This is a genomic window from Botrimarina sp., from assembly GCF_040219535.1.
Lineage (GTDB): Bacteria > Planctomycetota > Planctomycetia > Pirellulales > Lacipirellulaceae > Botrimarina.
Genome location: NZ_JAVJSH010000017.1, coordinates 15,272 through 28,780 on the forward strand (window position 1 = coordinate 15,272; position 13,509 = coordinate 28,780).

Consider the following 13,509-nt stretch of genomic DNA (forward strand, 5'->3'; position numbering starts at 1 on the left):
GGTCACCGCGCCGTGTCGGCTGGGTCGTTGGCCGCCGCCGGCTTCCCCGCCCGCGCCGGCTTCTCGATCCGCACCGTGTCGAACAAGCGGTCGTCGAGGTCGTAGCTTCGCAGCTCGAGGGTGGGGCCGTTTACGTGCGCCATCACGTAGTGGTGGGCGCGGCGCACCTGGTTCTGGAAGAACGGCCGCGAGGGGGCGGGGGTCTCGAGGCCGCCCCCGCCACCGCCGACGATCATGTAGATCGGCCCGCCGGCCCCGACCGCCTTGCCGTCGCGCACCGGCCAAGTGCGCTCGTAAGAGTGGATGTGGCCATTCCAAACGATGTCGACTCGGTGCTTGTCGTAGAGCCTAGAGAGCTCACGCGCCCGCAGATCGCCCCGGGTACTTTTGTTTTGTTTCCAAAGATCGCCGTAGTCGTTTTCGTCCGACGAGTAGGGGGGGTGGTGGTGGCAGGCGAACTTCCACACCGCGTCGGACGCGCCGAGCGCATCGTCGAGCCACTCGTGCTGTTCCGAGCCGGGGCCCACGTTGCGGTTGGTGTCGATCATAAAGAAGTGGGCGTCGCCGTAGCGGAACTCGTAGTAGTACTCCGGATCGGGCAGCGACACGTACTCGTAGTAGTTGCTCGCGTTCTGTTCGTGGTTGCCGAGCACCGAGTAGAACGGCACGCGCGAGATCAAGGGCCGCATGCCCGGGAAGAAGTGCTGCGTCCAGTGGGCGTCGTTCACGCCGGTGTCGACGAGGTCCCCCGGGTGGAGCAAGAAGCTGGGCCGCTGCGCCCAAGCGAACTCCGAGAGCTTGCCCGACACCACCGGGTTGAACTGAGTGTCGCTGATCACCGCAAAGGCGAAGGGCGTGCCGGGGAGGGCGGCGGTCGAGAAGGTCGACACGCCGGACGCGACCGACTGGCCCGCGCCGTCGGTCGTTTCGACGCGATAAAAGTACTGCGCCTCCGGCTCGAGGCCCTCGATTCGGACCTCGTGGATCGCGGCCGGGTCGCCCTCGGCCTTGCGGTCGCACGCGTCGGTCTCGCCGTAGCGGACGACCGACGACCCCTCGACGCTCGTCTGCCACATGACGGTCATCCCCTCCCGCGTTCCGAACTGGAGGTAGGGCTCGACGATCATCGCTAGCGAGTCGGCCCGGGCGTCGCGTTGCAGGCTCACCAACTGCTTCTGGTGATCGAACTCGTGAGCGACCCAGGCCGGCTTCGCCGCAAGGCCGTACACGCTCACCTCGCGCAGGCGGCCGCGTAGAGGGTGGGCGGCCGGGTGGTCCGGGCGGTGACCAACCGCGACCCGCGGCTGCTCGACGAGCATGAGCGGGCCCGACGCCGCGTCGGTTTGACCATCGGGCTGGCCGTTTACGTAGAGCTGCATCACTTCACCGTCGTAGACGCCCGCCACGTGTGTCCACTTGCCCTTGGCGTAGGGCGTTCGGCCGGTGAGCGTGACGGGCGTTTTCGACCCTTCGGGACGCACGGTGAAGGTGAAGCGGTCGCTGTCGTAGCCGAGGACCCAGCGCGGATCGCCCGCCCCGCCGAACTCGCCGGCCACGCCGCCGTGCTGCTCGGCTTCGTCGATCAGCACCCAAGCGGCGACCGTCAGCGCCGCGCCCTGGGTGAGCGGCTCGCCCAACAGCGCCGACTCGATGTGGCTCGGACCCAGCAATTCCAGCGCGCCCCCGCGGCTGTCGCTGACCGGCTTCGCCTCACCTTCGATCGCTAGGTCGGGCCCGAGCCGCGCGACACACGCGCCGGCTTGGCAGGCGCGGCTGTTGAACACCCAGTGGGCGACCGGGTCGGGGCCTTGGTGGCAGTTACCTGCGGCGGCGAATAGCAGGCAGCACGTGGACGGGAGGGCGCGGGAGATCGAGCGCTTCATGGCTGAGGGCATGCGGTGCTCCTTTGGGGTGGGGCTACTCGAACGAAACGGAATCGCTACGGAGAAAGAAGCGACGCCCCCCTCTTCCACTTGCCGGATCTTGGCGGCCGGGAGCGAACGATGAGAGTTGTCGCGTCGCGTCGTGAAGGCTGTGTGAAGAACCGGCACACCAAATCGCGAAGGTGAAGAAACCCGCGTGGGTCGCCGGCATTGTGACCGGGTGCGCACGGATAACGACCAAGAGCGGCGACCGCGTCGATCCGGTTGAAGCAACGGGCGCCGCCATCCGAAATTCATGCGACGTGCCGCGGAAGTTGCCGACCCGCCGGCGGGCGGTCGTGCGATCGCCGAGCGGACGATCGGCTCTCCGTGCGATTGGGCTTTGCAGCGCGTTTTGATCGGTAGCGCACAACTCAAGCTATAGATCGCAAATCGCGGCGCCTCTTCGCGGCGCCTTCACAGAGCTGCTCTACGATCCCGCTCACATCCGACACGCGGCGGTTCGGTGTGCGTTGAGAGAGGCTTTCACAGCGCGGTAGCGCAAACCCGCTCAGCGTTGCAGCGAAGAACGAACGGCCGTCGCGTCGGGTGACCGTGGAGCATCCGCTTCTTCCTACGGCCCCGTTTTTCACCTTAGAGAGCCAAGAAAATGACGAAGCATCTGCTGGCCGGCTTCGCCGCGTGTCTCGCTGCCGCGGGCACGGCGAACGCCTTCACCCCGCGTGTGTCGGATGGCGTCGGCGTGACCGAGTTCGAGGAATGGACGTTCGTTACGCCCGAGTTCTGGGTCAAAGCCGACGACCAGGGCCGGAGCCAATTCACCCTCGGCAGCGGCGTGATCGCGGTGGCTGACCCCGACGAGTGGGACGACCTCGGCGGCCCAGGCGGCGCCGGCCCCAAGGCGCCGCGTCCGGGCAACCCCGACCAGACCTTCGACATCGGATTCAACTCGCAGCTGATGAGCCCTGCGGTGACCGTGCCGACCAGCGGCCCGGTCGCGATCCAGTTCGACTACAGCTGGCGCCCCGAGGACTCGCAGCAGGCCTACGTCCGCGCCGTGTACGGTGACGGATCGGACGCCGTGCTCCTCGACCTGAACACGGGCAACACCGCCGACACGGACATGCCCGACACGAACCCTGACATCAACGCGACCTTCCAGACGGTCCTGGCGGGGCTGCCCAGCGACTCGCTGGCGTTGGCGTTCGAGATGGTCGACGCTGGCAACGACTGGTGGTTCGCCATCGACAACATCCGGGTCTTCAACCCGCTGCCCGGCGGGGAGGTCTACCTGGAAGAGAACTTCGACGGGCTGCTCCCCGAGCTGACCGGCGTGCTCGACGACCCGGAAGGCGCACCCCTCCGCAACGTCGGCGAGCCCGACGAGCGACCGGGCCGCCTGTCCGACGGAACGCTGGGCTGGACCCAGGAGCCGCCGGCCGGGTGGGAGATCAACACCGATGACTTCGTCAGCACCGGCCCACTGGGCGGACCCCTGCAGGTCACCGGCGTGTTCGGCGTCACGCGTGTGCCCGAGCCGACCACGGTTGTTCTTGGCGCGATCGCGATGGGCTTGTTCGCCGCCCGCCGCCGCTGATCTCTGCCGACGGACGGGCCGAAGCCCTGCCGCCACGAACGGCGCCCGAGCCGGACCCGCCGCGAGGGGGACACCCCTCGCGGCGGACGCCGGGCGAGCGAGAGACAGAGCCTTCTCGAGACCCAGCCATCGTTCCTAGGGCCCCCCATGTTTAGCACCAAGAAAAGTGAGCGAGGCGCCGCAAAGCGTTGCGGGCTTCGGATCGGTGCGGCCGGCGTCGCACTCGCCGCGGCCGTCGCCGTGGGCGACTCGATCGGCGTCAATTTCGTCGGCGGCCGCCACACCACCGGGCCCGACGGCGCAACCGTCACCGGCGTCGCCGGCGTGGTCCCACAAGGGAACTGGAACAACGTCGCCCCCTACTCCGAGACGCTGAACACCTCGGGCGGAGGGGCCGACACCGACGGCAGCAAGACAGGATTAATGACGGCCGATGGCATCTTCTTGCCCGACGCGACGGTCTCGTGGGAATCGGACAACTCCTACGCGTCGCTCAATCCGGCGATCGACACAGAAGACGAGCGACTCATGGACGGCTACCTAGACATCTCCGGCGCCGACCGCGACCTCACCGTGTCGTTCACCGGCATCCCCTACAGCAGCTTCGACCTGCTCGTCTACGTGGGATCCGACGGCACGGACGGCCGCCTCGCCTACCTCGACATCAACACCCCCGACACCGCGCCCGGCCAGGAAGGCCCCTACGGCGACGGCGTGTATTTCATCGCCAACACCGGGCGTGGGCTGTTCACCGGCCAGGGTGACTACGTGCAGGCGACCGCTACAAACGAAGCGGGCGCCATCCCGTCGAACTACGCGCTGTTCCAATCCGTTCCAGCGAGTCCTGGCGGGGCTCTGTCGATCCGTGTTGAGGGCATCAATAGCAACGCCGGCATCCACGCGATCCAACTGGTCGAAGCGAGCGACCTGACGCTGCTCGTCGATCGGGTCACCGGCGAGGTGGCGATCCAAAACGTTGAGCCCGCTTCGCAGACGCCTTTCGACATTGATTTTTACGAGATCACCAGCCCGGCCGGCTCGTTGAACACAACCGGGTTCCGGGGCCTGGAGGCACGCGACTTCGAGGGCGGAGGACCGGCTGGCGCCGGCGACGGCTGGGAGGTCCTCGGCGATCTGTCGACCGGCGCGATCCGCGAAGGATTCCTGACCGGCAGCTCGGTGCTCGAGCCAACCGACGAGGTCCGACTCGGAGCGGCGTTCACGCCCGGCGCCGAGAACGACCTCGTGTTCCGCGTCCACAGCGCCGACACCGGCATCACCCGGGCCGGTCGCGTGGTGTATGTCGACAACGAGCTTCGGCCGGAGGAGCTCCTAGGCGACTACAACGGCGACGGCCGCGTCGACGCGGCCGACTACACCGTGTGGCGCGACACGCTCGGGTCCACGACCGACCTCCGCGCCAACGGCGACGACTCCGGCGCCAGTCAGGGCAGGATCGACGCGCAGGACTACCAGACCTGGCGGAGCAACTACGGCAGCGCGGGCGCTCCGGCCGCGGCGTCGGCGCCCGAGCCGACGGCGGTGTCCACAGCGCTTGCTTGTGCCGCGTTGACGTTCCTAGCGGCGCGTCGCTCGGGCCGGTCAATCGCCCGTTAGGTTCGCTGATTCGGTTCTCACTCACTCGTACTCGATCGGTCGCCGGCGGCGCCCGACTGCATGGCTCTCGCCGAACCCCTTCCCGACGGACTTTGCGATGCCCACCCGATTGTTGCACACCTTGGCCGTGGCCGTTTGGTTCAGCGCCCTTGCGACGGCCACCAACGGCCAAGTCGTGTTGTTTTCTGAGAACTTCGACGGCGTGCCGCTCGGCCCGGCTGTCGACGAGAACGTCGTTGTCACGGAGTTCTGGTCGAACTCGACAGCGTCGCTCCCCGGTTGGTCGATCGACAACTCGCAGCTCCCCGGCGGCGGCACGACCGAGTGGCGCGGCTGGTCGTTCACCGACCCGGACCTGTGGGCGACCACGGACCTGCAGAATCGCGGCCAGTTCCAGAAGGGCGAGAACGTGATCGCCGTGGCCGACCCCGACGAGTGGGACGACATCACGAACGACCCCGGTCTCTACAACACCTTCTTGAGGACCGCGGCGTTCGACGTTTCGGGAGCGACCGAGTCGACCCTCGCGCTGCAGTTCGATTCGAGTTGGCGGCCCGAGGGCCGCGACGAGGACCCGGACGGCCCCGGCCCGCTCCCACAGGGCGCCAACAACCAGACGGCCGTGATCCGGGTCGCGTATGACGGCGGCCCGTTCCAGACCGAGGTTCTCCGCTGGGACTCCGACTCTAGCAGCCCGTTCTTCAAGCCGGACGCGACCAACGAAACCCCCACCGTCGATATCCCGCTGCCGGCCGGCACGTCGTCGCTCGCCCTGGAGTTCGGCCTGATCGACGCGGGCAACGACTGGTGGTGGGCCATCGACAACCTCGGCGTGTTCGACGGCGACCCGACGCTCGCGATGGTCATCAACCGAGACACGGGCGTCGCCACGCTGGAGAACAACACGAACGCCGACGTCGCCATCCGCGGCTACACGATCGAGTCCGGCGCCGGCACGCTCGATCGCGCCGCGTTCACCCCGATCGCCGATTCGGATCCCAACTGGGTCGAGTTCCGCGGCGACGCGCCCGGCTCGGTTGTCGGTGAGGGCCACTTGACCGCTGGGCAGATCGACGACGGCGCTTCGATCGACCTCGGCCCCGTGTGGCGGAAGTACTTGCTGGAGAGCGACGACCTGGCCTTCAGCTACTTGGACGCCAACGGCGAGATCGTCGAGGGAGTGGTCCGCTTCACCGGCAACTCCGGCGAGCCCTTCCGCCGCGGCGACCTCAACTTCGATGGCGAGGTCGACGCGCTCGACTGGCCCGCCGTGCGCGACAACTTCGGCGGCGACCTCTCGGGCTTGAGCGTCTACGAGGCGTACCGGCTCGGCGACCTGACCGGCGACCGCGTCAACAACCTCGATGACTTCTTGATCTTCAAAGACATCTTCATCGCGGAACAAGGCGCCCCGGCGTACGCCAACTTGATCGCCGGCGTGCCGGAGCCCGGTTCACTTGCCGTGATGCTGACAGCCGCCGCCGTCGCCGGCTCGGCCAAGTGGCGCCCGCGCCGGTCGCCGGCCGCGTGAGAGCCACCCACCCGAGACGCCTACACAGCTCGCCAGTTGGCGATTAACCGCTCTCTCCCGCTAAGCGTCTGACCCTGTCAGGGCGCTGCGGCGGATCAAGTACCAAGAGGACACCCCATGCGACTCCTACTCGTTGTCGGCCTCACCGGCTACTTGCTCACGGCCGCGTCGGCTTTTGCGTCGACGGTCGATCGCTTGTACCAATTCGGCGACCTGCCGCTTGAGAACCCGACCGCGGGCGCGGACCTCGGTTCGGGCCTCGCCACAGCGGCCACGATCGACAGCGCCGGCATCTTCGTCGGCGGCAACCCGGACCTGAGCGAGCCGAACGTTCGTTCGTTCGCGAACCTGCAGAAATGGTCGAACGTGCCGAGCTACGTGCTCGTCAATGACCGCCCCGACTTGGCCCCCGGCGAGACCAGCTGGGCGGCTAGCTTCTCGCGGTCGTCGCGGGAGGCAATCTACGGGCCGAATCTGAACTTCCCGCAGCAGTCGTTCTCGTCGCAGCTGAGCCGCGACCCCAACGGCGCCGGGCCTTTCGACTATTCCGGCGTAACGGATCGCTACCTCCAGTTCTGGGTCAAGCCGAACAACTCCGCCAACACGCAGGTGCTCGTGATGGACACGTTCCAGCACGGCGTGCGGATCAACGATGGCAAATTCTCGCTCCGCTACGCGGGCGCGGACTTCGACTCGCCGGTCGCTGTCGAGGTCGGCCGGCCCGGCAAGCCGGAGTCCAACGGCTGGTACCACGTCATGCTCCTCACGCAGGACAACCTGTTCGAACGGGGCAACGCGGTGCTGTACGTCGACGGCGTGGCCGTGGCCGCGATCACCGGCGATTACCAGACCTCCGGATTGGTCGCCGACCCGGGCGTCGCGCCGGCCAACCGGCTGACGATCGACGAGTCGTTCCTCGGCATCGGCGCCGGGTTCGGCGGTTCGAAGTTCGGGCAGTTCATCCTGCCCGCCGTACGCGAGCCGAACTACTTCGACGGCGTGATCGATGAGCTCGAGATGGGCGTCATCGGGTTCAACCGCAACGACGAGTGGGGGGCGTTCGACTTCCTCACCGAGAACCAGTACGCCGCGGCGATCGCGCTGCCGGGCGTCGACCCGGCCGACGTCAACCTCGACGGCCTCGTCCAGGGCGACGGCACGGGCCCCGCAAGCGTCGACGATGTCACGGCGTTCGTCGAGAACTTCTTCTCGAGCAAGACGATCCCGGGCGTGATCGCCGGCGGCGACGCCGACTCCACCGTGCCGATCGTCGTCGGCGACATCGACACCCGCTCCCGCGGCGACCTCAACATCGACGGCGTGATCGACCTGGCGGACTGGTCGATCCTGAACGCCGCCAACCCGACGATGGCGGGCCTGGTGCTCCAGGCTATGGCGGTTCCCGAGCCGACCGCCGCCGTAGTGGTAGCCGTGCTCTGCGTCGGCGCCGTCGGATCGCGCCGCCGCAACTGATCCCGCTCTGCGGCCGTCGGCCGAGGACGAGCGAGTGAATCCGTTTAGCCAGGACAAGGTTGAGTCACATGGAGTGGATATCGCAGGGGAACCGGCGTCACCGAGGGGGCCGCGTGGGCTTCACGCTCGTCGAGTTGTTGGTCGTGATCGCGATCATCGGGATCCTGGTCGCGTTGTTGCTGCCCGCCGTCCAGGCCGCGCGCGAGGCGGCCCGTCGGTCGGAGTGCAAGAACAACCTCAAGCAGCTCGGCCTGTCGATGGCGAACTACGAGGGGGTCAAGCGGCAGTACCCGCCGGGCGGCGTCTACGAAGAGGGGAGCTTCTGGTCCTACCACCTGCTCCCTTACATCGAAGAGGCCACCATCCAGGACCTCATCACGATCGACGAGGGCAACGGGCAATGGGCCTACAACGGGGCCAGCTACGGCCCGGAGGACCTGCAGGGCCCGCCGTACCAAAACGTGAAGCTCGTCGAAACGAAGATCGACGTCTTCCGATGCCCGTCGGCCGCCTTGCTAGATCACCAGTTCGACAGCACGGCGGACCCCGGTTGGATCGTGCAGCGGCGTGTGCCGGCCTCGTACCTCGGCTGCGCCACCGGGCTGATCAAGTTCCAAGACTCGCCCTCGATCGGACGGAAGCTGTGGCTCGCCGACGGGGTCCTGTACCCGGTCGTGCACAACTCGAACGACCCGCTCGTAAAGGTCGCGAAGGTCACCGACGGGCTCTCTAAGACGCTGCTCATCGGAGAGGCCGTCCACGACACCGACGAGCAAGAGCGGGTCGGGCGGAAGCCGGAAAGCCCCGAGGGCGACCACAAGGACCACTGGTACATCGGCAGCGACGACCTCGACACCAACCGTGGCAGCGACACGTCCGAGGGACTCGGTTCGACCGGCGTCGCCATCAACCTGCACAAGAGCGACCCAGAAGCTTGCAAAGCGTCCGACGCGCCGCCCGGCTCCCCGCGATGCCACGCGTTGCAGCTGAGCTTCTCCAGCGAGCACCCCGGCGGCACGCAGGGCGTGTACTGCGACGGCTCGGTCCACTTCATCGACGAGAACATCGAGGCCGACGTCTGGCGTGACCTCGGCACCCGCGCCGGGCAGCTCCCGCAACAAGTCGGCTTCTGATCCAGGACCAAACAGACCACCGTGATCCACCACCACCGCTACACGCCGACCCTCACGCTGCTGTTGTCGCTCCTCGCGGCGCCGGCCGGGGCCGACTCGCTCGGCGTGAACTTCATCGGCGGCCAGCACACGACCGGGCCCGACGGCCCGACGGTGACGGGCGTCGCCGGCGTGGTCCCGCAGGCCAATTGGAAAAACGTCGCCGCCTACACCGACACGCTCAACGTGTCGAACGGCGCGCCACGCGCCGACGGCGCCTTCACCGGCATCACCAGCGCCGACGGCGTCGGCTTCCCCGACTTCGGGGTGGCCTGGGAGGCGGACAACACCTGGTTCTCCCGCAACCCCGCCGTCGACAACCAAGACGAGGCCCTCATGCAGGGCTACATCGACGTCTCGTCGAGCGACCCGGACGTCGCCGTGAGCGTGACGAACGTGCCGTTCGACGAGTACGACGTGATCGTCTACATCGGTTCGTCCGGCCGCTCGAGCGAGCGTCGCCTGGCGCGCGTCACGATCAACGGCGATCCCGAATCCGCCACCTACTTCATCCCCAACACCGGCAGCGGCGAGTTCTCGGGGCCAGACGACTACGCGCAAGCGACCGGCACGTCGCCGGCGAGCGCGATCCCTTCGAACTACGTGCTCTACGAGGGGCAGAGCGAGCGTGACTTCGAACTGCTGCTCGACCTCGACTTCAACGGGTCGCTGGGCAACATGGGGATCGCCGGGCTCCAAGTCATCGAGGCGATCAACCTCACGCTGGTCGTCGACCGAGCGACCGGCCTGGCCGAGATCCAGAACCAAACCGCCTTCGACCTGCCGTTCGACTTCTACCAGGTGCTCAGCGAATCGGGTCGCCTGTCGCCCGGCGGCGCGATCTCGCTGGAGTCGCAAGACCTCGAGGGCGGCGGCCCCCCCGGTGCGGGCGACGGCTGGGAGGTGCTGGGCCAACCCAGCGCCGCGGCCGTGAGCGAGGGCTTCCTCCAAGGGGACAGCGTCGTGATGAGCGGCGAGTCCGTCTCGCTGGGGCGGCTGTTCGAGCCCGGCGGCGCCGAGGACCTCCGCTTCCGTTACCACCAGAGCGACACCGGTCTGACCAAGAGCCGTCCGGCCGTGTTCTGCGACGGATGTATCTCGACCAAGAGCGTCGGCGACTACAACGGCGACGGCCGCGTCGACGCGGCCGACTACACCGTGTGGCGCGATACGCTCGGGTCCACGACCGACCTCCGCGCCGACGGCGACGACTCCGGCGCCAGCGCCGGCCGCATCGACCCGCGGGACTACGCGGTCTGGAGCACCGGGTTCGGTATCGATGTCGGCGGCTCGCCGATCGCGCTGCCCGAGCCCTCGGCAGCCACCGTGCTGGGCCTCTGTCTCGCGGTTTTCTGCCGCACGCCCAGGCCACGCTGAACGCGTCGCAGCCGCCGCCGCCGACCGACACCCGCGTCAGCCCACCGAAGGATGCCCACCGCATGACCCGTCTGCAGCTTGCCCTTGCCACTGCGCTCGCGTGCCTGCCCAGCGCCGCGCGCTCCCAGAACAAGATCGGCGTCAACTTCATCGGCGGGGTCGATTCGCCGGCGTCGAGCGTGACCGGCGTGGCGGGCGTGCCGGCCGTGGCCCAAGGCAACTGGAACAACGTGGCGCCGGACGACCCGACCGAGGTCGAGGACCTCCAGGACTTCATCGGCTCGGCGACAGGGCTGATCGACTCCACCGGCGCGCCCACGCCGCTCGGCGTATCGTGGATCGCTGAGGAGACCTACGCTGCCGGCAACGGCGCCATCGACAACGAGGACGAGCGCCTGATGGACGGCTTCATCGATGTCGACGACTCGGCGCCCACGTCGTTCATCACGCTGTCGGACATCCCCTACGCCGGCTACGACATCTACGTGTACGTGGGCACCGACGGGCTGAACCGCACGGCGAACGTCCAGCTCGGCGACGACGGCTCGTCGAGGATCTGGTTCAAGACTTCCACCGGCGGCGGCCAGTTCACCGGCCCCGACGACTACGTGCAGGCGACCGCCACGACCGAGGACGCCGCCTTCTCGTCGAACTACATCGTCTACGAGGGGCTGATCGCGTCCGAGCTCGAAGTGCGGATCACCCGGGGCAGTGGGAACTCTGGCATCCACGGGATCCAGATCATCGAACAGCCAGACGTGGCGTTCCTCACGCTGCGGATCGACACGGTCACCGGCATGGTCGAGCTGCGCAACGACTCCGCCGGCGCGGTCGACCTCGATGCGTACCAGATCTCCAGCCCGTCCGGATCGCTGGATGAGGCCGCGCTGGTGTCGCTCGAGCAACGAGACTTCGAGGGCGCGGGCCCGCCCGGCGCCGGCGACGGTTGGGAAGAACTCGGCGCGCCGGGCGCCTCGCTGATCGCCGAGGCCTACCTCGCCGGGAGCAGCGAGGCTTGGGTCGGCGAGTCGATCCTCTTGGGCAAGGCATTCCGCCCCGGCGCGAGCGAGGACGTCGTGTTCCGCTACCACGAGACCGACGGGTTCACCAAGGTCGGGCGCGTCGAATACTGCGAGGGGTGCGTCGCCTTCCTCGACGGCGACTACACTCTGGACGGCCGCGTCGACGCCGCGGACTACACCGTGTGGCGCGACACGCTCGGATCCACGACCGACCTCCGCGCCAACGGCGACAACTCCGGCCCCAGCGCCGGCGCCGTCGACTCGGCGGACTACGGAGTCTGGCGATCGAACTACGGGTCGGCGGCCGGCGAGCCGACCGCGGCCGTCCCCGAGCCGTCGGCCCTCGGCCTGCTCGCTTGCGCTGCGACCCTCGGGCTGGCGGCGAATCGTCGCCGCGCGATCGGGGCGACCCTCTTGCTGCTCGCGGTCGGCGCCCCGCACCAAGCAGCCGCGCAATCGATCGGCGTCAATTTCATCGGCGGCATCGGGAGCTCCGCGTCGTCGGTGACGGGCGTCGCCGGCGCGCCGGGCGTGGAGCAGGCGAACTGGAACAACGTCGCGCAGTTCGTGCCCGGCCAGGTCGATGGCGAGTACGACACGCTGGGCACGGCCGGCGGCTTGGTCACCAGCCTCGGCGAACCGACGTCGATGTCCGTGTCGTGGCTGGCCGACAACACCTGGGCGGCCGACAACCCGTCCATCGACAACGAGGACGAGCGCCTGCTCGACGGGTACGTCGACAACTCGACCGATCTGGTCCGCTCGTTCTTCACGCTGGAGGACATCCCCTTCGCGGGTTACGACCTCTACATCTATGTCGGCTCCGACGGCAACGGGCGGCGTTCCTATACGCAGCTCGGCGACGACGGCTCGTCGGCTGTGTGGTTCGAGACCAACACAGGCCAAGGCGCGTTCACCGGGCCCGGCGACTACGTTCGCGCGACGGCCGACTCCGTCGACTCGGCCATCCCGTCGAACTACGTCGTCTACGAGGGGCTGCTCTCACCCGACCTCCAGTTCTCTATCAACCGCGGGACAGGCAACGCCGGCGTGCACGGCTTTCAACTCGTCGAACGCGACGACATCCCCTTCCTTTCGCTGCTGGTCGATCGGGTAACCGGCTTCGTCCAGCTGAGGAACGACTCGTCGGCCGCTGTGGACTTCGACCTCTACCAGATCCGCAGCGAGGCCGGCGCACTGGTCGCCGCCAACTTCCAATCGCTGCAGGCGCAGGATTTCGATCTCGGGGGTCCATCGAACGACGGCTCGGGTTGGGAAACGCTCGGCACAGGCGCCGCCACCTACCTCGCCGAGGGATACCTGCAAGGGGACTCGACCATGGATGTGGGTGAGTCGATCAACCTCGGGCGCATCTTCGGCCTCGGCGGCCATGCCGACTTGGAGCTACGATTCCACGAAACCGATTCGGTCGTTAAACCGGGTCGCGTCGAGTACTGCGACGGGTGCATCGATTCCTTCGAACTCCGCGGCGACTTCAACGCCGACGGCAGAGTGGACGCCGCCGATTACACCGTGTGGCGCGACGACCCGTCCGCCCTCCCCGCCGACTCGTACGCCGTCTGGAGCAGCTCCTACGGCCAAGTCGCGCCGACTTTCGCTGCAGGCGCGAGCGTCCCCGAGCCTTCGGCCCTGCTGATGCGGGCCTCGGCTGTCGCCGTTTGTGCGGCTTCGCCGCTGCGGCGGACCCTCAGGGCGTGACCAACCGCGGTGAGCGGACGGCCGCCTGGGAATCGGCTGGTCGGTCGGACCCAACAACCAGGCCGTCAACACTTCTGCGCTCCACGACGCGTGCAAGACATCGGGCGGATGCCATATG

The 13,509-nt window shown here is 67.9% G+C and carries 8 protein-coding genes; 7 read left to right on the plus strand and 1 reads right to left on the minus strand.

Translation table 11 applies throughout. The features are described from left to right. Nucleotides 1-2: 2 nt before the first annotated feature. The gene (locus tag RIC11_RS09820; RefSeq protein WP_350210744.1) at nt 3-1,895 is read right to left on the minus strand and encodes a LamG-like jellyroll fold domain-containing protein; all 1,893 of its coding nucleotides are present in this window, start codon (nt 1,893-1,895) and stop codon (nt 3-5) included. A gap of 637 nt (nt 1,896-2,532) precedes the next feature. On the opposite strand from RIC11_RS09820, the gene RIC11_RS09825 reads away from it, so the two are divergent. The 7 genes from RIC11_RS09825 (at nt 2,533) to RIC11_RS09855 (ending at nt 13,391) form a co-directional block, all read left to right on the plus strand. Continuing rightward, nucleotides 2,533-3,480 carry a hypothetical protein gene (locus tag RIC11_RS09825; protein WP_350210746.1) on the plus strand — a complete coding sequence of 316 codons (948 nt, stop codon included), beginning with the start codon at nt 2,533-2,535 and terminating at the stop codon, nt 3,478-3,480. A 240-nt stretch (nt 3,481-3,720) separates the two neighbouring features. Continuing rightward, nucleotides 3,721-5,097 carry a hypothetical protein gene (locus RIC11_RS09830; protein WP_350210748.1) on the plus strand — a complete coding sequence of 459 codons (1,377 nt, stop codon included), beginning with the start codon at nt 3,721-3,723 and terminating at the stop codon, nt 5,095-5,097. 97 nt (nt 5,098-5,194) lie between these two features. Further along, nucleotides 5,195-6,628, plus strand: a complete 1,434-nt coding sequence (locus RIC11_RS09835) for a hypothetical protein (RefSeq protein WP_350210750.1) — start codon at nt 5,195-5,197, stop codon at nt 6,626-6,628. Between the two features lie 117 nt (nt 6,629-6,745). After that, nucleotides 6,746-8,101, plus strand: a complete 1,356-nt coding sequence (locus RIC11_RS09840) for a LamG-like jellyroll fold domain-containing protein (protein ID WP_350210752.1) — start codon at nt 6,746-6,748, stop codon at nt 8,099-8,101. Nucleotides 8,102-8,214: 113 nt separating this feature from the next. Continuing rightward, nucleotides 8,215-9,234, plus strand: coding sequence for a DUF1559 family PulG-like putative transporter (locus RIC11_RS09845; protein ID WP_350210754.1), 1,020 nt, complete (start codon nt 8,215-8,217; stop codon nt 9,232-9,234). Between the two features lie 21 nt (nt 9,235-9,255). Further along, on the plus strand, nt 9,256-10,650 hold the full coding sequence (locus RIC11_RS09850) for a hypothetical protein (protein WP_350210756.1): 1,395 nt from the start codon (nt 9,256-9,258) through the stop codon (nt 10,648-10,650). A gap of 62 nt (nt 10,651-10,712) precedes the next feature. After that, nucleotides 10,713-13,391, plus strand: a complete 2,679-nt coding sequence (locus RIC11_RS09855; RefSeq protein WP_350210757.1) for a hypothetical protein — start codon at nt 10,713-10,715, stop codon at nt 13,389-13,391. The last annotated feature ends 118 nt before the right edge of the window (nt 13,392-13,509 follow it).

What these genes read in the sequence shown, in the direction of transcription:
- RIC11_RS09825 (WP_350210746.1), top strand. Translation starts at nt 2,533, where the DNA reads ATGACGAAGCATCTGCTGGCCGGCTTCGCCGCGTGTCTCGCTGCCGCG.
- RIC11_RS09855 (WP_350210757.1), top strand. Translation starts at nt 10,713, where the DNA reads ATGACCCGTCTGCAGCTTGCCCTTGCCACTGCGCTCGCGTGCCTGCCC.
- RIC11_RS09820 (WP_350210744.1), bottom strand. Translation starts at nt 1,895, where the DNA reads ATGCCCTCAGCCATGAAGCGCTCGATCTCCCGCGCCCTCCCGTCCACG.
- RIC11_RS09840 (WP_350210752.1), top strand. Translation starts at nt 6,746, where the DNA reads ATGCGACTCCTACTCGTTGTCGGCCTCACCGGCTACTTGCTCACGGCC.
- RIC11_RS09835 (WP_350210750.1), top strand. Translation starts at nt 5,195, where the DNA reads ATGCCCACCCGATTGTTGCACACCTTGGCCGTGGCCGTTTGGTTCAGC.